Below are 17386 nucleotides of genomic sequence, written 5' to 3'. Positions count from 1 at the left end.
CCCGCCCCCCCCCCCCACCCCCCCTGTCCTTGAGCGGCAGCCGCTAGTGCATGCCGTCGACGTCGATCATGTGGCCGCCCTCGCCACCGGCGGCCGTGGAGGTCGCCCAGCCGCTCTTCTCGAACCCGGTCGCGATGTGGCTGGTACCCGCCACACCCGCGCCCCAGCCGGCCGTGAAGACCGGGTCGGCCGAGGCCACGCCGCCGCCGCCACCGGCGGTGTAGACGTGGGCGTAGGCCGGGGCGGCCACGCCGGCGATCATCAGCGCGCCGGCGGCGACGGCCGCGGCCCTGCCCAGCATTCTCTGCATGAGGTCGGTCCTCTCATCTGATGCGGCGTCCGGGGGAGGGACGCCGTTGACCACGTGATCACGGCAGGCGGGGGGAACCGCCTCGGAACACGGTGCTTCGGTGGCCTGTCACTCGGACGAACGACAGGCGCGACAGGGACGGGAGCGGGGCCGGGGAGGCGTCCTCCCCGGCCCCGCTGTACTGCTCCGTAGGGTCAGGTCCTGCTCTGGAGGGTCACGTGGAGCGGGGGGTCGATCAGCCGTGGGGCTGGATCAGCCGATCAGGTGCGACAGCGCGCCGTCACCGTTGGCCTGGGTGGTCTGGCCCACGTTGCAGATCTGGTGCTGCTGCTGGTTGAGGACCGGGACGTCGGCCTGGATCGGGACGAGGCCGACCTGGACGTGGTGGACCTCGGGCAGGCAGATGTTCGGGTTGTCCAGGGTGTGGAAGTTGGGGCTGTGGTCGCCGTGGGTGCCGGTCGCGTTGGTGCCGCCGTTGCCCTGGACCGAGGCGGCGGAGCCGTCCGCGTCACCGATGGCCAGCGAGGGGGCGGCGGACATCGCGATGGCGGCGGTGGCCAGACCGGCGACGGCGAAAACCTTCTTCAGCATGGGGAGCTCTCTTTTCGGGGTAGCGCGGGGGAGTGGCGGGTGGTGCGGGGCACCGCTGGCTGCGGTGGTGGAGCGGGGGACGGGAGCCGGGGGTGGATCAGCCGATCAGGTGCGAGGCGACACCGTCGCCGTTGGACTGGGTGGGCTGGCCCACGTTGCAGGTCTGGTGCAGCTGCTGGTTGCCGACCGGGATGTCCGCCTGGATCGGGATCAGGCCGACCTGGACGTGGTGGATCTCCGGCAGGCAGATGTTCGGGTTGTCCATGAAGTGGAAGTTCGGGCTGTGGTCGCCCCAGGTGCCGGTGGCGTTGGTGCCGCCGTTGCCCTGCAGGGAGGCCGCGGAGCCGTCCGCGTTGCCGATCGCCATCGCGGGGGTCACGCCGGCGGCCAGCGCGGCGGCCACCAGGCCCACGGAGGCCAGGGTCTTCTTGATCATGGGGATTCCTCTCAGGATTGCTTCGTCTGCTGCTGCGTCTGGGTGCAATGCGTCAAACGAATTGAGCTGGTCTGTGGTCACTGCGACTTTTGCGGCGTATCCGGGAATGCGATCGCCTCTGCCAGATCTCCGGTGGCGGAGCGATCGACCGTCCGGTCCGGCCGGCGTCGTGCGGTGACATCGATATCAAAGAACGGCGGCCCGGAAAGTTACGCGAGGCATGCCGGGAAAAATCCCGGCCGGTGGGCGGAAACCCCCGGAGCCGGGCGCGCCGGTCCGATTAATCCCCCGTTCCGGTTAATCTCCGCCCACTGCGCGGCGGTCGGATCGTTGAGGCGGATAGACCCAGGTTGTCGGTGCCGGCACGGCCGGTGGGACCGGGGCGGATGTCCTCACGCCCGCGGTGGAAGCTCTCCGCCCCGGGCGCTCAAGAGATCGGATCAGGAAGACGATGAAGCTCTCCAAGCGGACCGGTGTGCTGCTGCTGGCGGTCGGAGCCTCCGCGGTGGCGGCCCAGGGCACGGCGAGCGCCGCCCCCGCGCGGCCGATGACCCCGGGCCAGATCGCGGCCATCGAGGACGGCCTGGCCAGCCGGAGCGTGCCGCTGCGGATCCCCCTGGAGACGGTCGGCCAGCAGGCGCCGATGCTGCCGCTGGGCGGTGACGTCTCCGGGTCCGTGCCGGCCTCGCCGGTGCTGCCCCCGGTGCCCGCCGAGCGCGACCGCCACCAGATGGTCCCGGACAAGGTGCTCGCGCCGCTGAACTTCAGCAAGGTCGGCCCCAGCCTGGACACCGCGCTGCCGGTGCCGGCCCTGGCGGACGGCGTGCGCCCGGGCGAGCTGGGTCTGGACGCGCCGCAGGCACCGTTGAAGGCGGTCGGCCCGGCGGTGGGGCTGGGGCACCCGCTCGGTTTCGCCGAGGGCACCGACGGCCAGTTGAAGGACGGCACGCTGTCCACCGGGGACCTGGACCCGCGGCTGATCCCGGGGGCGGTCTCGGCGGTGCCGGGCGCCAAGGCCTCGCTGGGCGGGCCGGAGCAGAAGTCCTCGCTGGCCCAGACGGCCCAGCGCCTGCTGGAGACCACGACCGCGGCCGCCACGGAGGAGTGAGCCCGGCCCGTGCGCAAGGCCCGGCGCGGGTGCGCCGGGCCTTCGGTCCGTTCGGCTCGGTCCTCCCGACGGTGGGCGACCGCGCCCCGCTCAGTGCGGCAGCGCGGAGAGCAGCAGGCCGGCCGCCGGCAGGTCCTTGGGCCCGCCGCCGTTGCTCAGCGCGCCGGTGACCGCGGTGGTGCTCACCGGCGCCATGCCGGGGTTGTCGGGCTTGACGGCGACCGCGTTGTTCAGCGGGTCGGCGTTGGACTGCGCGAACGGGTCCAGCCGCAGGTCCTTGACCGGAGCGGTGGCGTAGCCGGTGGTGCTGGTGAGGGTGCCCAGCGCCGGGCCGACCCGGGTGGGCTGCAACTGGGTGACGGGCTGCTGCTCGGCGGCCTGCGCGGCCCCGACCGGGGTCAGCAGCAGGCTCGCGCCCAGCGCGGCCAGCAGGGGGCCGGCCGTGGTCTTGAGGGTCAACGGGGGTCCTTTCGCAGACGGGGCCGCGGTCGCCGCCGCGGAGCGCGGACTGCCCCCCGGACGCGGAGGTCCGAAGGGCAGCGCACGCGGGACGTCCGCTGCTCAGCAGTCGTCGTCGTGGGGGGGAGCGGGCTCGCTGTTGACGCAGGTGTTGCCGAAGGCGGGGTTCAGGGCGCCGATCACGTCGACGGTGTTGCCGCAGAGGTTGACCGGGATGTGCACCGGTACCTGGACGGCGTTGCCCGACAGGACGCCGGGGGAGTTGGTGGCCGCCCCCTCGGCGCCCGAGCTGGCGCTCGCGGCCCCGGCGCCGCCGATCACCAGGCCGAGGGCCGCGGTCGACAGAAGGGCCAGCTTCTTCGCGTTCTGCATGGGGATCTCCTAAGGGATCGTCACGGGGTGGCGGGCCGGGTGCCCGGGGTGGACCGGGCGCGCGGCGGATACCGTCGGGGCCGCTGAGACGTGCTCAACGGCCCCGACGGATGCCTCGGCTGGTCAGCCGTTGTTGACGCAGGTGTTGCCGAACGCCGGGTTGAGCAGGCCGACCACGTTGACGGTGTTGCCGCAGAGGTTGACCGGGACGTGCACCGGAACCTGGACCAGGTTGCCGGAGAGCACGCCGGGGGAGCCGGCCGCGACGCCCTCGGCGCCCGAGCTGGCGGCGGCGGCACCGGCACCGGCGAACGCCAGGCCCACGGCGGCGGCGGAGAGGACGAGGGTCTTCGAGATCTTGCGCATGGGGGTAATCCTCCGTTGATTTCCCGGGGCGGTTCTTCCCGGGGCACCGGGCGAAACAGGAATGGTGACCGAAAGGTTCCGGTCGGCCGCCGGATATCACTCCGGCGGACGATGTCGTTTCGGTGTGAAGCGGCTTCCGCAGTGGAGAACGACCGGAGGCGCGCGCGGAAACGGGCACGATCGCGGGTGGTGTTCCCCGCGGGTCCGACAGAGGACCGAAGGGGGAACGGGCGCGTGGACGGGCGGGCTCTTCGTACGGCAAACGGGTGATTACCGCCGGGTGGGCGCATCTCTTGGCGCAGAGGGGTCGTTGCTGATCATGCACGGATCGTGCTCAGTAACAAGGAGACTGATATGAGCGTCAAGAAGGCTGCCGCTGTCGGCGCCGCCGTCGTCGGCATCGTGGCCGTGGGTGCCGGGACCGCCTTGGCCAGCTCGGGTGCCGAGGGCGTCGCCGCCGGCTCTCCCGGCGTGGCCTCCGGCAACAACGTCCAGGTGCCGATCCACATCCCGGTCAACGCCTGCGGCAACAGCGTCGACGTGATCGGTCTGCTGAACCCGGCCTTCGGCAACACCTGCGTCAACGAGGGCTGATCCACCCCGCGCTGAGCCGCTGTCCGCCGTCTCCCCTCCTGAGGCGCGGGCGGCGGCTTCCGTGCGTCCGGGGGCGGGCAGCAATATGAGGGGGCCTCAAGTTTTCCTGTCACGAGCCTTGTTGTGTTACTTGTCAGTACCTACGATGTGAACCCGCTCACAGCGCCACTCCGCCACCCCCATAGGAGTCATGCGTGATCAGGAAACGCATCACAGGTCCCCCCGTCGCCCTGCTGGCCGTCGCCGGGCTGGTCGCCACCCTCGGGCTGGCCGCCGGCGTGCCCCAGGCCCAGGCCGCCGCCGGCGCCCGGGCGGCCCTGCCCGGCGCGATCGTCTCGCTCGGCGACAGCGCGATCTCCGGCGAGGGTGCCGGTACCGACACCAGCGACGGCTACTTCGCCGGCACCGACGGACCGTCCAACTACTGCCACCGCCACCCGCAGTCGGTCATCTTCGACACCGGCCTGGCCGGTCTGACCCCCGTCGACCTCGCCTGCTCCGGCGCGCAGACCGGCGACCTGACCAGTGACCCGACGCTGGCGAAGATCACCGGTGGCGGCAGCGGGGACTTCGGCGAGGTCAAGCAGGACGTCCAACTCGCCCAGACCGCCGCCAAGTACAACGTCAAGATGGTCGTGGTGACGATCGGCGCCAACGACGACTTCGACTTCAGCGGGATCATGGAGAGCTGCCTGGGCCAGTACTTCCCGATCCCCAAGTCGCAGGGCTGCCGGGACACCATCGGCAGCGCCACCATCCTGGACCGGGCCGCCAAGGTCATCCCCAAGGTGACCGCCGCCATCACCGACGTCCGCCAGACCATGCGCAACGCCGGCTACGCGGACGGCGACTACCAGTTGGTCTACCAGTCGTACTACACGCCGATCACCCCGGACATCCGGAGCAACTCCTACGTCGACAAGATCGCGCAGGGCTGCCCGGCCTTCCCCGAGGACCTGGCCTGGGGCCACAACTGGGTGGTGCCGACCTTCGACGACGCGCTGCGCACGGCCGCCGAGGCGGTCCCCGGCGTGCGCTTCCTGGACCAGCGCCGGGTCAGCTACGGCCACGAGGTCTGCGCCGAGTGGACCAGCTCGCCGTACGAGTACACCAACGGCGACGTGATCGACCTCTCGGAGAACACCCGCAACGGCTGCGACTACTCGATCGGCATCCTCTCGCTCTGCGAGAACGAGATCCGGCAGTCCTACCACCCGCGGGTGGCCGGCTACCAGGGCGAGGGCGCGTGCCTGGCCCAGTTCTACGACCGGCCCACCCAGCAGGAGGCCTACTGCACGCTCAACCAGGCCGACGGCACCTCGATCGTCCCGCTGACGCCGGGTCAGCCCTTCGGTGACGGGCCCGAGGACGGCGCCTGGTACCAGCTCACCAGCGCGGCCGGCGGCAAGGCGCTCGACCTGGCCGGCGGCGGCAGCTACGGCGACGGCACCAACGGCCGGCTCGCCATCACCTATCCGGTGACCGGCGGCCTCAACCAGTCCTTCGTGCTGGAGGCCAAGGCCGGCGGCAGCTACGAGCTGGACTTCAGCGGCAACCGGAACATGTGCCTGGACGTCACCGGTGCCTCCACCACGTCCGGCGCCCGCTTGGAGCAGTGGGGCTGCAACGGCGGCGGGAACCAGCACTGGGTGGTCGAGCCGGCCGCGGGCGGCCGGTACAAGCTCGCCGACTCCCAGGACACCTCCAAGGTCGCCACCGTGTCCGCGGACCTCGACGGCCAGGGCAACCCGATCGTCGAACTCGCCCCGGACACCGGGGCCGCGGCCCAGCTCTGGCAGCTGACCAAGCTCGGCATCGTCTACCTGCACGGCTGACGCCACGGCGCGGGGGGTCGGCCCGTCCGACCTCCCGCGCCGTCGGTAGCGTGGCAGGCATGGACGTTTCGCGCGCTGTGCCGATACCGGCCGACTCCCAGATCGCCGCGGGATTCCCGCGGGTCGACTACCGCGACGCCTTCGCCGCCGCCCTCCCGCCGGGTGCCGCCACCGACCCGCAGGAGTGGGCCCGGCGGGTCTTTGCGCAGCCGCCCGGCTGGATCGGCCGCCTGCTGCGGCTGCGCGACACCCTGGTGGCCCCGCTCGGGCTGCGGGGCGCCGAGCGGCGCTCGGCCGGCCCGTTCCCCTTCCCCCAACTGCGGCTCACCGAGCGGGAGGTGGTCTACGGCAAGGACGACCGCCACCTGGACTTCCGGGTCTCGGTGCACACCGGCGGCGGCGAGCTCACCATCACCACCGTGGTGCACTGGAACAACGCACTGGGCCGCGCCTACTTCCGCCCGGTGCGCCCCTTCCACCGCCGGATCGTGCGCTCACTGCTGCGGCGCGCCGTCACCGGCTGACCCGCCCCCGACCCGGTAGTCCTCGGTGGTGGCCTGGTGGGAGCCGACCGCGAGGCCGGCGCCGAGGCAGAGGACGACGAAGACGAACCAGCCGGCGATCGCCTGCCACGCGTGCCGGGCGCTCCATCGGGCTATCCGTACGGGGAGTTGACTCATACCCGAGATCCTGGTCGCCCCGGGGCAGCGCCCGACACGCCCGGCCGGTTGAACCTCGGGTCCACCGATCGGTGGACAACCCGGTGCCCAGGAGGCAGCCGCTGCCGATCGCCGTCCGCTCTCCTACCGCTCCGGCCAGCTCCCGTCGGGATCGCGCACCGCCTGGCCACCCGCCGTGAGCCAGGCGATGGCCCTGGTGTCCGGATGGTGGGCCAGGATGTGGCCGAGCGTGGTCCGTTCCAGTCGGTCGGCGGTGTGGCCTTCGGCGTGGAAGTGCCACTGGCCGCTGTGGCTCCGGGTGGCGCGCGCGACCCGGGCGTCCCCGCTGACGACCTCGGGGGAGGCCAGCACCTCGTGGAAGGGCAGGCTGGTGGGGAAGGGCCAGCCGTGGCTCGGGTCCTCGTCCACCCACGGGCCCGAGGACTCCTCGCGGGCGATCCACAGCAGCGGCTGCGCCGCGCGGCAGGACTCCTCGACGCCGTCGTCCCAGGGGAAGCGACCCTGCTGGTCCGGCCAGAACATCTGCGTGATCGGCAGCGGCGGACGCTGGTAGAAGTCGACGCCCGCGCCGAAGAAGTCGTGGTACCAGCTGGGATGGACCGGCCGGATCGCGACCGCGAAGCCGCCGCCCAGCACGTCGTCGCGGCGCTGGTCCGGTTCGAGGGGACGGCCTTCGCGGATCCGGTCGGCGAGGACGTTGACGATCCGCATGCCGGTCTGCGCGGGGATGCCGAAGAAGCTCACCTCGGGGCTGCGCAGGGTGTGCCAGAGCCCGATGGAGTACGACCAGTCGCCGGGCAGGTCGCCGCCGGCCACCCCGTTGACGTGCCAGTCGTACTCCCGGATGTTCTCCGCGATCCGGTGGTCGCGTGCGTCCCAGGCAGCCGGGTCGGTGGGCGGGTCGCAGAGCAGGCAGCCGCAGTCGGGGAGATCCATGCGGCTGAGAGTACGGCGACCGATCAAGGGGCGGGCTGCCGGGGCACCGGCCCTCGGAGGTCGACGAAATCCCGGCTCAGGGCCAGACCAGGCAGTACAGCTGGTGTCCCGCGTCGTGCAGGCGGTTGGCGAAGTCCTGCCACTCGTGGAGCATGCTGTAGATCACGAAGGCGTCGCGCGGGCCGCGGCGGTCGGGGACGGTGGACCAGATGAAGGCGGCGGCGCCCAGTTCGGTCTCGTCGGCCTTGCGCAGGGGTTCGACCACGGTGTGCGGGAGCTGGACCACGGCGTAGTCGGGGTGCAGCACGACCAGTTCCAGCGGCGGGACCTGGTGGAGCGGGACGCCCTGGATGCCGGTGAGGACCATGGCGCTCATGGTCTCCGGTTTGATCTTCGTCGAGAGGTGTCCGTTGGGGGAGCCGCTGGTCTCCATCAGGTCGCCGAGGCGGCCGAGCGAGCCGAGCTCACCGGCGTCCAGACCCAGGCCCCCCGGGCCGAGCGCGGTGGGGACTCTGGCGGCGGTGGCACGGTCGGGTGCGCCGAAGTACTTGTAGGTCACCCCCACGCGTCCTTCACCCCGCCCTCCCCTTCCCGCGCGGGCAGCCTTGTAGCCGGCCCCCGCGGCCTCCTCGAAGCCGTCCTGCTCCTCGGACACTCGGACCATCCTCACCGGTATTCGCCGGAATCGACAGACCCCCGGACCTCCGGTGTCCCGCCGGATGTCCTCTTTTCCCGTTTTGTCACCCGTTGTGCAGCCGTGGAACGCCCCAGGGCGTCACGGCGCGCCAGGTCACCTCACCGCACGCCACACCCGAGCACGTGTGACGCACTCCCCAGTGTGCGGGATAACCGGCGCGAAGCCGCACACGGATCATCGTTCCAGATGATCGGCTCAGACATGCAGAGGTAAAGGACACGATTTGAGACCGGAGCCGTTTGAGAGGATGGGTTCTCGTGAGCTACCCGTATGAAGCACCCCAGTCCCAGTCGCTCTTCGACCGCGCCTCGGTCGTCACCCCCGGCGGGGTGAACTCCCCGGTGCGCGCGTTCCGCGCCGTGGGCGGCACTCCCCGCTTCATGGTCTCCGGCACCGGCCCCTACCTGACCGACGCCGACGGTCGCACGTACGTCGACCTGGTCTGCTCCTGGGGTCCGATGATCCTGGGCCACGCGCACCCGGACGTGCTGGACGCCGTCCAGCGCGCGGTGGTCCGCGGCACCTCCTTCGGCACCCCCGGCCAGGGCGAGGTCGAGCTGGCCGAGGAGATCGTCGCCCGGGTCCACCCGGTCGAGCAGGTCCGGCTGGTCTCGTCGGGCACCGAGGCCACCATGTCGGCGATCCGGCTGGCCCGCGGCTTCACCGGCCGGGCGAAGATCGTCAAGTTCGCCGGCTGCTACCACGGGCACGTGGACTCGCTGCTCGCGGCGGCCGGCTCGGGCCTGGCCACCTTCGCGCTGCCGGACACCCCGGGCGTGACGGGCGCTCAGGCCGGCGACACCATCGTGCTGCCCTACAACGACCTGGCCGCCGTCGAGCAGGCGTTCCGGGCGCACCCGGGCGAGATCGCCGCGGTGATCACCGAGGCCTCCCCGGGCAACATGGGCGTGGTCCCGCCCGCCGCGGGCTTCAACGGCGGCCTCGCGCGGCTCTGCCGGGAGAACGGCGCGCTCTTCGTCTCCGACGAGGTGATGACCGGCTTCCGCGTCTCGCGGTCCGGTTGGTACGGGCTGGAGGCCGCTCACGAGGGCTGGGCCCCGGACCTGCTGACCTTCGGCAAGGTGATGGGCGGCGGCTTCCCCGCCGCGGCCTTCGGCGGTCGCGCCGACGTGATGGCCCAGCTGGCCCCGGCCGGCCCGGTCTACCAGGCCGGCACCCTGTCCGGGAACCCGATCGCCACCGCGGCGGGCCTGGCCCAGCTGCGCGGCTGCACCGACGAGGTGTACGCGACCGTGGACCGCGTCGCCGGGACGGTCTCCGGCCTGGTCACCGAGGCGCTGGCCAAGGAGGGCGTGGCGCACCGGCTGCAGCGGGCCGGCAACATGTTCTCGGTCTTCTTCACCGACGAGCCGGTCACCGACTACGCCTCGGCCAAGCGCCAGGAGGCCTTCCGCTTCACCGACTTCTTCCACAGCATGCTCGCCGACGGCGTCTACCTGCCGCCCTCGGCCTTCGAGTCCTGGTTCGTCTCGGCGGCCCACGACGAGCGGGCCGTCGAGAAGATCGCCGCCGCCCTGCCCGCCGCCGCCCGGGCCGCCGCCCAGGCCCGGCCGACCGAGAACTGAGGACACGTCACCGATGAGCGAGATCACTGTGGTGCACCTCATGCGGCACGGCGAGGTGCACAACCCGGAGGGCGTGCTCTACGGGCGGCTGCCCGGCTACCACCTCTCCGAGCTGGGCCGGCAGATGGCCGACCGGGTCGCCGAGCACCTGGCGGACCGTGACATCCGCCACGTGGTGGCGTCCCCGCTGGAGCGGGCCCAGGAGACCGCCGCGCCGATCGGCAAGCTGCACGGCCTGGAGGTCGCGGTGGACCCGGGGCTGATCGAGGCCGAGAACGTCTTCGAGGGCAAGACCTTCGGGGTGGGCGACGGCTCGCTGCGCAACCCGGGCTACTGGAAGTACCTGACCAACCCGTTCCGCCCCTCCTGGGGCGAGCCGTACGTCGAGCAGGCGGTCCGGATGATGGGCGCGCTGGCCGCGGCCCGGGACGCGGCGCGCGGCCACGAGGCGGTGGCGGTCAGCCACCAGCTGCCGATCTGGACGGCCCGCTCGTTCGCCGAGAAGCGCCGGCTCTGGCACGACCCGCGCAAGCGGCAGTGCTCGCTGGCCTCGCTGACCAGCTTCACCTACGAGGGGGACAGGCTGGTCTCGATCGGCTACCGCGAGCCGGCCCGCGACCTGCTGCCGGCCCACCTGGTGGGCAAGGGGAAGAAGGGCGACAAGCCGGTCGGCAAGAGCTTCGGCGCCTGAGGGCGCGGGCCCGCGCGGGCCCCGGCGGCCCGCGCGTTCCGCCCACTCGGGCGGTTCGCGGGCCAACCGCCCAGATGGGACTTAAGGGATCTTTACACCCGCAGTTCAGAGGGGGTCCGCCCCGCAAGTGCGGACCCCCCTGAAGGCACTCAGACTCCCATGCGAAACTTTTCACATGTCTGGTAAGCCCCGTCTTCGCCTGGCCGCTGTCCTCTGCGCCGCGGCCGCCGCGCTCACCCTCACCGGCTGTTCCTCCACGGGATCGGGCAGCGGTGACGCGCAGGCCGGCTTCGTCGCGGGCACCGGCGGCCTGGACACCGTCCCGGTGGCCCAGCGCAAGGCGGCCCCCGCGATCGGCGGCAACGACCTGGCGGGCAAGCCCACCGCGCTCGCCGACTACCCGGGCAAGATCGTCGTGATCAACGTCTGGGGCTCCTGGTGCTCGCCGTGCCGCGACGAGGCGAAGAACCTCGAGCAGGCCTACGACAAGTACAAGGACCAGGGCGTCCAGTTCCTCGGCATCAACACCCGGGACCTGAGCGTGACCAACGCCCAGCGCTTCGAGCAGGTCAACAGCATCGGCTACCCGAGCATCTTCGACCCGGACGGCACCCAGATCCTGAAGTTCCCCAAGGGCAGCCTCAACCCGCAGACGATCCCCACCACCCTGGTGATCGACCGCCGGGGCCGGCTCGCCGCCCGCGCGATGAAGCCGCTGACCAGCGAGGACGTCGACGCGCTGATCGCCCCGGTGCTGGCGGAGCCGGCCTCGTGAGCCCTCCGCTGCTGGCCGACGTCCAGGGCAACAACCAGACCGTGATGAGCGGCCCGCTGCTGCTGGCCGTGCCGGTCGCCGTCGCGGCCGGCCTGGTGTCGTTCTTCTCGCCCTGCGTGCTGCCGCTGGTCCCCGGCTACCTCTCCTACGTCACCGGCTTCTCGGCCGCCGACCTGGCCGACGCGCAGGGGCGCCGGCGCGGGCGGATGCTGCTCGGCTCGCTGCTCTTCATCCTCGGCTTCTCGGTGGTCTTCGTCTCCGCGGGGGCGATGTTCGGCTTCTTCGGACAGACCCTCAAGGACCACAAGGAGGGCATCGACCAGGTGATGGGGGCCCTGACCGTCCTGCTGGGCCTGGCCTTCATGGGCCTGCTGCCCGGCTTCGCCAACCGCGAGCTGCGCTCGCACCGCCGGCCGGTGGTGGGGCTGCTCGGCGCCCCGCTGCTCGGCGTGGTCTTCGGTGTCGGCTGGGCGCCGTGCGTGGGTCCGACCATGGGCGCGCTCAACGCCCTGTCGTTCACCCAGGCCAGCGCCGGGCGCGGCGCCTTCCTGATGGCGGTCTACTGCCTCGGCCTGGGCGTACCGTTCGTGCTGGCGGCGCTGGCCTTCCGCCGGGCGATCGGCGCCTTCGGCTGGGTCAAGCGGCACTACCAGTGGGTGATGCGGATCGGCGGCGGCATGCTGGTCGCCGTCGGGGTGCTGCTGATCACCGGCGGCTGGGACTACCTGGTCTACCAGCTCCAGACCATCGCCCCCAGCGGCGAGATCGGATTCTGACCGTGAGTGACACGGAGCTCAAGGACGACGCGACGCCGGCGCCCGCCGCCGACGAGGTGTCCGCGCAGCGGCTCAGCAGCGCCCCGGTCGAGTCACCGGACCAGACCGGGATAGGCGTGCTCGGCTGGCTGCGCTGGACCTGGCGCCAGCTCACCTCGATGCGGGTGGCGCTGATCCTGCTCTTCCTGCTCTCGCTGGCCGCGATCCCCGGCTCGCTGATCCCGCAGAACAGCCAGAACGCCTTCAAGGTGCAGACCTGGAAGAACGCCCACCGCGGCATCGCCCCGCTGTACGAGAAGCTCCAGCTCTTCGACGTCTACAAGTCGGTCTGGTTCTCGGCGATCTACATCCTGCTCTTCCTCTCGCTGGCCGGCTGCATCATCCCGCGCACCTGGCAGTTCGTCGGCGTGATCCGGGCGCAGCCGCCCATCGCGCCCGCCAACCTGACCCGGATGCCGGTCTACGCGGCCTGGCACACCGACGCCCCGCCGAAGGCGGCGCTGGCCGCCGCGCAGCAGCAGCTGCGCCGGCGCCGCTTCCGCGCGAACCTGTCGGGCGGCGCGGTCGCCGCCGAGAAGGGCTACCTGCGCGAGGTCGGCAACCTGCTCTTCCACCTCTCGCTCTTCGCGCTGCTGGCCGGCTTCGCCTGGGCCAGCCTGGCCAGCGGGCAGGGCGGCAAGCTGGTGGTCGAGGGCGGCGGCTTCGCCAACACCATGACCCAGCTGGACGACTTCACCGGCTCGCGGTTCTACGGTCCCGACGACCTGGACCCCTTCGGCTTCAAGCTGGACGGCTTCACCGCCCGCTACCAGACCACCGGTGACCAGATCGGCGAGGCCCGCGAGTTCACCGCGCACGTGCGCTACTGGCAGGGCTCCGACAGCAGCAGGCTGACCGCCGGCGAGATCCAGGTCAACCACCCGCTGGAGATCGGCGACAGCAAGGTCTTCCTGATCGGCCACGGCTACGCCCCGGTGATCACGGTCAGGGACGCGAGCGGCAAGGTGGTGTACCACGACGCGGTGCCGTTCCTGCCGCAGGACAGCAACCTCACCTCGACCGGTGTGGTCAAGGTCGGCGACTACGGCCAGAAGGACGGCAAGAAGGTCCAGCTCGGCTTCCAGGGCTTCTTCCTGCCGACCGCGCCGGCCAACTTCGACGCGAACACCGGTCCGCGCTCGCTCTTCCCCGGGGCCGCCGCGCCGACCCTGGTGCTGACCGCCTACGCGGGCGACCTGGGCATCGACTCGGGCCTTCCGCAGAACGTCTACCAGCTCGACCTCACCCACCTGACGCAGTTGCAGCAGGACGGCCGGATCGCCAAGGCCAAGATGCTGCCGGGCGAGGCCTGGGCACTGCCGGACGACTACGGCTCGATCACCTTCGAGGGCTACCAGCAGTGGGCGACGTTCAGCGTCTCGCACCGCCCCGGCAACGCGATCGCGCTCAGCGGCGCGGTGCTCGCGATCCTGGGCCTGATCGGCTCGCTGATGGTGCAGCGCCGCCGGATCTGGGTCCGTGCGGTGACCACCCCCGACGGCCGGACGCTGGTCGAGCTGGCGGGCCTGGCCCGCAGCGAGTCGGCCAGGATCGCCGAGGAGCTCGCCGAGCTGGCGGTCGACCTGCAGGACGACGCGCCGGCCCTCGACGAGCCCGACCCGGCCGACGAGGACCCCGAACCCGACCCCACCGACGGCGGGCCGCCCGCCCCCGCAGCAGCCCCCGCCGGCCTCGCCTCCGAGCCGGAAACCAAGGAGTAGACGGTGCATCTCGCCTCCGGGGTCAATCCCCATCTGGCTGATCTCTCCAACAAGCTCATCTGGTCGACCATGGCCGTGTACCTGCTGGCGATGTTCGCCCACATGGTCGAGTGGACCTTCGGCAGCAAGGGCGCGGTCGCCCGCCGCTCGACCGCGCAGTCCTCGCTCGCCGAGACCGTCGCCTCGGCGAGGGCCCCCGAGCAGGCCAGGGCCGCCCGGGCGGCGAAGAAGGTGACCGTGACGGTCGCCGCCGCGAACGGCGGCACCACCACGCTGACCCGCACCGCGCTGGCCGGCGAGGGCGCGATCGTGGTCACCAGCGGGCGCGGCGACGGCGACGACGAGGCACTCGACGGCCCCGGCGCGGCCGGCAGCAGCGAGCGCGGCGACCTGGCGGGGCGGATCGCCATCTCGCTCACCGTGCTCGGCGTGCTGCTCAACGCGGGCGGGGTGCTGGCCCGCGGCCTGTCGGTGATGCGCTGGCCGTGGGGCAACATGTACGAGTTCTCGTGCGCCTTCTCGCTCTCCACGGTGGCGGCGTACCTGATCCTGCTGGCGGCCCGCAAGCCGGTGCGCTGGCTGGGCCTGCCGGTGGTGCTGACCGCGGTGCTGACCCTGGGTCTGGCCACCAGCGTGCTCTACACCGACTCCGAGCAGCTGGTGCCCGCCCTGCACTCGTACTGGCTGGGCATCCACGTGACCACCGCGATCATCTGCGGCGGCGCCTTCCACGCGGCGTTCGTGGCCACCGCGCTCTACGTGGGCAAGGACATGTACGACAAGCGCCGGGCGGCCGGCCTGACCACCGGCCCGCTGGGGACCCCCGCCTCGGTCTGGGAGCGACTGCCCGCCGCCTCGACCCTGGACAAGGTCTCCTACCGGATCAACGCGATGGTCTTCCCGCTGTGGACCTTCACCATCATCGCCGGCGCGATCTGGGCGGAGGCGGCCTGGGGCAAGTACTGGGAGTGGGACCCCAAGGAGACCTGGTCGTTCATCACCTGGGTCGCCTACGCCTGCTACCTGCACGCCCGGGCCACCGCCGGCTGGAAGGGCCGCAAGGCGGCGTACCTCGCGCTGCTCGCCTTCGCCTGCTTCGTCTTCAACTACTACGGCGTCAACATCTTCGTGACCGGCAAGCACTCGTACGCCGGCGTGGGCTGAGCACGGCCTGGGCGATACCCCGTCCGGGTGACGGCCGAGCATGATCTACTGCGCTCGACCATCACCCGAACAGGAAGTCGACTGCGATGTCAGCAGCCCAGCCCAGCTGCCCGCACTGCGGGGGCGGCAACGTCTCGACCGCCCGTCAGGTGCACGAGCGGACCGTGCCGGTGCCGGCCACCTTCTCCCCGGCCCTGCTGGCCCCGCCGACGGCCCCGCCGCCGCCCGGGGACGGGCCCGCCGTGCGGGGGGAGTGGCGCACCGGTGCCAAGGTCTGCTTCTGGATCGGGCTGGGTCTGGGCGTGCTCGCCGTGTTCAACACCCTGGCCAACAGCGGGGCGAACGCCGAGGGCTTCCCGGCCAGCTACCAGCGGGGCTACGAGCTGGGCCGGTTCGTGCTCCCGGTGATCCTGCTGCTGGTGGCGGCCGGGATCGGGCGGGACAAGAGCACCGCGGCCCCCGCGGCGGTGGTGGCGCAGCACCACCACCGGCTCAGCCGGGACATCTACACCCGGCGGTTGCAGGTCTGGGAGTTCGCCCGGGTCTGCCTGGACTGCCCCGGCGCGTTCTTCGAGGCCGGGGTGCTGCGGGCGGACGTCCCCGCCTCGCCGCTGATCGAGCTGCGGCAGTTCCCGCTGATGGTCGCCACGATGGCCGACCGGGTGCACGCGCCCGCCGGCTGAGCGGTCGTCAGCGGGCTGCCCGGGGCAAGTCGGTCGGCCGATCCGGTGTCGGACGGCGGGCAGTGGGCAGGGTGTCGGGGCGAGTGATGGACTGTGAAATGGTAGTGCGTACCGGTACCGATGCCGGAACGGGAGCTGCGAGGAGGCCGCGCCGTGGACAGCGACGAGATCATGCTGACCGTCAGGATCACGGTGGCGGAGCGGTCCCTGCTCCGGCACCTCGCGCAGGGGCACCGCAGTGACCTCTCCGAGGTGGTGGCCGACGGCCTGATCGACGTCCTGCCCACCCTCTACGGCCCGGCCCGCGTCCACCGGCTGCTCGCCGCGCTGGCCGTGCCCGCGCCGTGCGCGCTGACCGTCTGGCTGCCCGCCCCGCTGGCCGACCTGCTGGTGCCCGCCGCCGCCCAGGTGGCGCTGGCCACCGGCGTGCGGCTCGGCAGCGGCAGTGCGATGCTCGGCGCGGCGCTGCGGCTCTGGCTGGACCAGGACCCGGGGCAGCTGGCCGCGAACCTCAGCCTGATGCACGCCGGCCGGCCCAGCGCGCTGGTCGCGGCGTAGGTGCAGGGGCACTGGGGCACCGGGGCGGCGTGGGCGGCGTAAAGGAGATGACCCGCCGCCGTCCGGCGGCGAGCATGGCTCCATGAACGTCACCACCTGGACCGTCGAACCCACCGCCGTCGAGCACCCGGACGCCCTCGTCCTGCTGCGCGACTACATGACCGAGCTGGTGGCCCGCTACCAGGGCCGCCCGGCGCTGGAGTCCGAGGTGGACGGGGCGCTGGCGGAGGAGCCGGCCGGTGGTCTGGCGGCCTTCCTGGTGGCCCGCCGCGAGGGCGCGGCGGTCGGCTGCATCGGGCTGCGCACGCTGGCGCCGGGCGTCGGTGAGGTCACCAAGGTCTACCTGCGCCCCGCCGCCCGCGGCCAGGGCGGCGGCGCCCGGGGGGGGGGGGCCGGGGGGGGGGGGGGGGGGGGGGTGGGGGGGGGGGGGGTGGGGCGGGGCCGCCGGTCTGCTGGCCGCGGTGGAGGCGCCCGCCGGCGGCCTGGGGCTGACCGTGCTGCGCCTGGACACCCGCGGCGACCTGGTGGAGGCCCGGGCGCTGTACGCCCGGCACGGTTACCGCGAGATCCCGCGCTACAACGACAGCCGCTACGCCGACCACTGGTTCGAGAAGTCGCTGCCCGGCCCGGTGGCCGGTGTTACGCCGCCTGCTGCCAGCTGACGGGGGAGTAGTACGCCGGGCGGCGCTCCAGACGCTGCCAGCGGGCGATCGGCTCGACCGGCGCGAGGGCGGCGGCCTGCCGGCCGGCCGCCGCGCGCGCCATCAGGACGGCGGTCAGGGCGGCCAGTTCCTCGTCGCTCAGCGAGCCGCGGACGATGCGGACCAGTGGTTGGGCGGATGCGCTCATGGTGTGGGTTTCTCCCCCGGGTGCGAAGTCTCAGTGGTGGGCGGGCCGAGTGGCACCGCCCGGCCCGCGTGGCAGCGAACTGACGGGTCAGCGGCCTTGCTACATCGGCGGGTTGCCGTGCTTGCGGGAGGGCAGGTCGGCGTGCTTGGTGCGGAGCATG

Annotated in this window: 24 protein-coding genes; 13 read left to right on the top strand and 11 right to left on the bottom strand. The window is 72.3% G+C overall.

Features of this window, described 5'->3' with window-relative positions:
• Positions 1-43: 43 nt before the first annotated feature.
• The 3 genes from ABD323_RS04655 to ABD323_RS04645 form a co-directional block, all read right to left on the bottom strand.
• The gene (locus ABD323_RS04655) at positions 44-310 is read right to left on the bottom strand and encodes a hypothetical protein (protein ID WP_344439486.1); all 267 of its coding nucleotides are present in this window, start codon (positions 308-310) and stop codon (positions 44-46) included.
• A 252-nt stretch (positions 311-562) separates the two neighbouring features.
• Positions 563-901 carry a rodlet layer protein gene (locus tag ABD323_RS04650; protein ID WP_344439484.1) on the bottom strand — a complete coding sequence of 113 codons (339 nt, stop codon included), beginning with the start codon at positions 899-901 and terminating at the stop codon, positions 563-565.
• Positions 902-998: 97 nt separating this feature from the next.
• A complete protein-coding gene (locus tag ABD323_RS04645; RefSeq protein ID WP_344439481.1) occupies positions 999-1337 on the bottom strand; it encodes a rodlet layer protein in 339 nt (112 codons plus the stop codon).
• A gap of 451 nt (positions 1338-1788) precedes the next feature.
• Here ABD323_RS04645 and ABD323_RS04640 point away from each other — a divergent pair, with 451 nt between their 5' ends.
• The gene (locus ABD323_RS04640) at positions 1789-2445 is read left to right on the top strand and encodes a hypothetical protein (protein ID WP_344439478.1); all 657 of its coding nucleotides are present in this window, start codon (positions 1789-1791) and stop codon (positions 2443-2445) included.
• 90 nt (positions 2446-2535) lie between these two features.
• Here ABD323_RS04640 and ABD323_RS04635 read toward each other — a convergent pair whose 3' ends face one another.
• From ABD323_RS04635 to ABD323_RS04625, 3 genes are all read right to left on the bottom strand, one after another.
• Positions 2536-2904: a hypothetical protein gene (locus ABD323_RS04635; protein WP_344439474.1), complete on the bottom strand. Its 369-nt coding sequence runs from the start codon at positions 2902-2904 to the stop codon at positions 2536-2538.
• A gap of 102 nt (positions 2905-3006) precedes the next feature.
• Positions 3007-3276, bottom strand: coding sequence for a chaplin (locus ABD323_RS04630; protein ID WP_344439472.1), 270 nt, complete (start codon positions 3274-3276; stop codon positions 3007-3009).
• 123 nt (positions 3277-3399) lie between these two features.
• Positions 3400-3642 (bottom strand): chaplin, encoded by a 243-nt coding sequence (locus tag ABD323_RS04625; RefSeq protein WP_344439470.1) that lies wholly within the window; start codon positions 3640-3642, stop codon positions 3400-3402.
• 354 nt (positions 3643-3996) lie between these two features.
• Here ABD323_RS04625 and ABD323_RS04620 point away from each other — a divergent pair, with 354 nt between their 5' ends.
• The 3 genes from ABD323_RS04620 to ABD323_RS04610 all read left to right on the top strand — a co-directional run bounded on the left by ABD323_RS04620 (position 3997) and on the right by ABD323_RS04610 (position 6595).
• Positions 3997-4236, top strand: a complete 240-nt coding sequence (locus ABD323_RS04620; RefSeq protein ID WP_344439468.1) for a chaplin — start codon at positions 3997-3999, stop codon at positions 4234-4236.
• Positions 4237-4430: 194 nt separating this feature from the next.
• Positions 4431-6071 (top strand): RICIN domain-containing protein, encoded by a 1641-nt coding sequence (locus ABD323_RS04615; RefSeq protein WP_344439466.1) that lies wholly within the window; start codon positions 4431-4433, stop codon positions 6069-6071.
• A gap of 59 nt (positions 6072-6130) precedes the next feature.
• Complete coding sequence (locus ABD323_RS04610; protein ID WP_344439464.1) at positions 6131-6595, top strand: DUF2867 domain-containing protein; 465 nt, start codon at positions 6131-6133, stop codon at positions 6593-6595.
• Here ABD323_RS04610 and ABD323_RS04605 read toward each other — a convergent pair.
• From ABD323_RS04605 to ABD323_RS04595, 3 genes are all read right to left on the bottom strand, one after another.
• The gene (locus ABD323_RS04605; protein WP_344439644.1) at positions 6566-6751 is read right to left on the bottom strand and encodes a hypothetical protein; all 186 of its coding nucleotides are present in this window, start codon (positions 6749-6751) and stop codon (positions 6566-6568) included. The genes ABD323_RS04610 and ABD323_RS04605 overlap by 30 nt on opposite strands.
• A gap of 123 nt (positions 6752-6874) precedes the next feature.
• Entirely contained in the window at positions 6875-7687 is an 813-nt protein-coding gene (locus tag ABD323_RS04600; RefSeq protein ID WP_344439462.1) for a DUF4262 domain-containing protein, read from the bottom strand.
• Positions 7688-7763: 76 nt separating this feature from the next.
• Positions 7764-8351, bottom strand: coding sequence for a hypothetical protein (locus ABD323_RS04595; protein WP_425555859.1), 588 nt, complete (start codon positions 8349-8351; stop codon positions 7764-7766).
• Between the two features lie 290 nt (positions 8352-8641).
• Here ABD323_RS04595 and hemL point away from each other — a divergent pair, with 290 nt between their 5' ends.
• The 8 genes from hemL to ABD323_RS04555 all read left to right on the top strand — a co-directional run bounded on the left by hemL (position 8642) and on the right by ABD323_RS04555 (position 16377).
• Positions 8642-9970: a glutamate-1-semialdehyde 2,1-aminomutase gene (gene hemL, locus ABD323_RS04590; protein ID WP_344439458.1), complete on the top strand. Its 1329-nt coding sequence runs from the start codon at positions 8642-8644 to the stop codon at positions 9968-9970.
• 13 nt (positions 9971-9983) lie between these two features.
• Positions 9984-10661, top strand: a complete 678-nt coding sequence (locus ABD323_RS04585) for a histidine phosphatase family protein (protein WP_344439456.1) — start codon at positions 9984-9986, stop codon at positions 10659-10661.
• Positions 10662-10836: 175 nt separating this feature from the next.
• Entirely contained in the window at positions 10837-11436 is a 600-nt protein-coding gene (locus ABD323_RS04580) for a TlpA family protein disulfide reductase (RefSeq protein ID WP_344439454.1), read from the top strand.
• 44 nt (positions 11437-11480) lie between these two features.
• Positions 11481-12212, top strand: a complete 732-nt coding sequence (locus ABD323_RS04575; RefSeq protein ID WP_344439634.1) for a cytochrome c biogenesis CcdA family protein — start codon at positions 11481-11483, stop codon at positions 12210-12212.
• Positions 12213-12214: 2 nt separating this feature from the next.
• Entirely contained in the window at positions 12215-13972 is a 1758-nt protein-coding gene (resB, locus tag ABD323_RS04570) for a cytochrome c biogenesis protein ResB (RefSeq protein ID WP_344439452.1), read from the top strand.
• 3 nt (positions 13973-13975) lie between these two features.
• The gene (gene ccsB / locus ABD323_RS04565; protein ID WP_344439450.1) at positions 13976-15136 is read left to right on the top strand and encodes a c-type cytochrome biogenesis protein CcsB; all 1161 of its coding nucleotides are present in this window, start codon (positions 13976-13978) and stop codon (positions 15134-15136) included.
• 86 nt (positions 15137-15222) lie between these two features.
• A complete protein-coding gene (locus tag ABD323_RS04560; RefSeq protein ID WP_344439448.1) occupies positions 15223-15819 on the top strand; it encodes a hypothetical protein in 597 nt (198 codons plus the stop codon).
• Between the two features lie 153 nt (positions 15820-15972).
• On the top strand, positions 15973-16377 hold the full coding sequence (locus ABD323_RS04555; RefSeq protein ID WP_344439447.1) for a hypothetical protein: 405 nt from the start codon (positions 15973-15975) through the stop codon (positions 16375-16377).
• 177 nt (positions 16378-16554) lie between these two features.
• On the opposite strand, the gene ABD323_RS45910 is transcribed toward ABD323_RS04555, so the two are convergent.
• Entirely contained in the window at positions 16555-16710 is a 156-nt protein-coding gene (locus tag ABD323_RS45910) for a hypothetical protein (RefSeq protein ID WP_425555865.1), read from the bottom strand.
• Here ABD323_RS45910 and ABD323_RS04550 point away from each other — a divergent pair.
• On the top strand, positions 16637-17050 hold the full coding sequence (locus ABD323_RS04550; RefSeq protein WP_425555860.1) for a hypothetical protein: 414 nt from the start codon (positions 16637-16639) through the stop codon (positions 17048-17050). The genes ABD323_RS45910 and ABD323_RS04550 overlap by 74 nt on opposite strands.
• Here ABD323_RS04550 and ABD323_RS04545 read toward each other — a convergent pair.
• Positions 17017-17226: an acyl-CoA carboxylase subunit epsilon gene (locus ABD323_RS04545; protein ID WP_344439445.1), complete on the bottom strand. Its 210-nt coding sequence runs from the start codon at positions 17224-17226 to the stop codon at positions 17017-17019. The two genes, ABD323_RS04550 and ABD323_RS04545, sit on opposite strands and share 34 nt — an antisense overlap.
• Positions 17227-17386 lie beyond the last annotated feature (160 nt).

The sequence above is a fragment of the Kitasatospora nipponensis genome, from assembly GCF_039528135.1.
Lineage (GTDB): Bacteria > Actinomycetota > Actinomycetes > Streptomycetales > Streptomycetaceae > Kitasatospora > Kitasatospora nipponensis.
The sequence above is the reverse complement of the archived record's forward strand: the minus strand, read 5'-3'. Positions and strand labels throughout refer to the sequence as shown.

What these genes read in the sequence shown, in the direction of transcription:
- ABD323_RS04655 (WP_344439486.1), bottom strand. Translation starts at nt 310, where the DNA reads ATGCAGAGAATGCTGGGCAGGGCCGCGGCCGTCGCCGCCGGCGCGCTG.
- ABD323_RS04610 (WP_344439464.1), top strand. Translation starts at nt 6,131, where the DNA reads ATGGACGTTTCGCGCGCTGTGCCGATACCGGCCGACTCCCAGATCGCC.
- ABD323_RS04595 (WP_425555859.1), bottom strand. Translation starts at nt 8,351, where the DNA reads ATGGTCCGAGTGTCCGAGGAGCAGGACGGCTTCGAGGAGGCCGCGGGG.
- ABD323_RS04630 (WP_344439472.1), bottom strand. Translation starts at nt 3,276, where the DNA reads ATGCAGAACGCGAAGAAGCTGGCCCTTCTGTCGACCGCGGCCCTCGGC.
- ABD323_RS04600 (WP_344439462.1), bottom strand. Translation starts at nt 7,687, where the DNA reads ATGGATCTCCCCGACTGCGGCTGCCTGCTCTGCGACCCGCCCACCGAC.
- ABD323_RS04545 (WP_344439445.1), bottom strand. Translation starts at nt 17,226, where the DNA reads ATGAGCGCATCCGCCCAACCACTGGTCCGCATCGTCCGCGGCTCGCTG.
- ABD323_RS04640 (WP_344439478.1), top strand. Translation starts at nt 1,789, where the DNA reads ATGAAGCTCTCCAAGCGGACCGGTGTGCTGCTGCTGGCGGTCGGAGCC.
- ABD323_RS04620 (WP_344439468.1), top strand. Translation starts at nt 3,997, where the DNA reads ATGAGCGTCAAGAAGGCTGCCGCTGTCGGCGCCGCCGTCGTCGGCATC.
- ABD323_RS04575 (WP_344439634.1), top strand. Translation starts at nt 11,481, where the DNA reads ATGAGCGGCCCGCTGCTGCTGGCCGTGCCGGTCGCCGTCGCGGCCGGC.
- ABD323_RS04560 (WP_344439448.1), top strand. Translation starts at nt 15,223, where the DNA reads ATGTCAGCAGCCCAGCCCAGCTGCCCGCACTGCGGGGGCGGCAACGTC.
- ABD323_RS04625 (WP_344439470.1), bottom strand. Translation starts at nt 3,642, where the DNA reads ATGCGCAAGATCTCGAAGACCCTCGTCCTCTCCGCCGCCGCCGTGGGC.
- ABD323_RS04650 (WP_344439484.1), bottom strand. Translation starts at nt 901, where the DNA reads ATGCTGAAGAAGGTTTTCGCCGTCGCCGGTCTGGCCACCGCCGCCATC.
- ABD323_RS04580 (WP_344439454.1), top strand. Translation starts at nt 10,837, where the DNA reads ATGTCTGGTAAGCCCCGTCTTCGCCTGGCCGCTGTCCTCTGCGCCGCG.
- ABD323_RS04585 (WP_344439456.1), top strand. Translation starts at nt 9,984, where the DNA reads ATGAGCGAGATCACTGTGGTGCACCTCATGCGGCACGGCGAGGTGCAC.
- ABD323_RS04645 (WP_344439481.1), bottom strand. Translation starts at nt 1,337, where the DNA reads ATGATCAAGAAGACCCTGGCCTCCGTGGGCCTGGTGGCCGCCGCGCTG.
- ABD323_RS04605 (WP_344439644.1), bottom strand. Translation starts at nt 6,751, where the DNA reads ATGAGTCAACTCCCCGTACGGATAGCCCGATGGAGCGCCCGGCACGCG.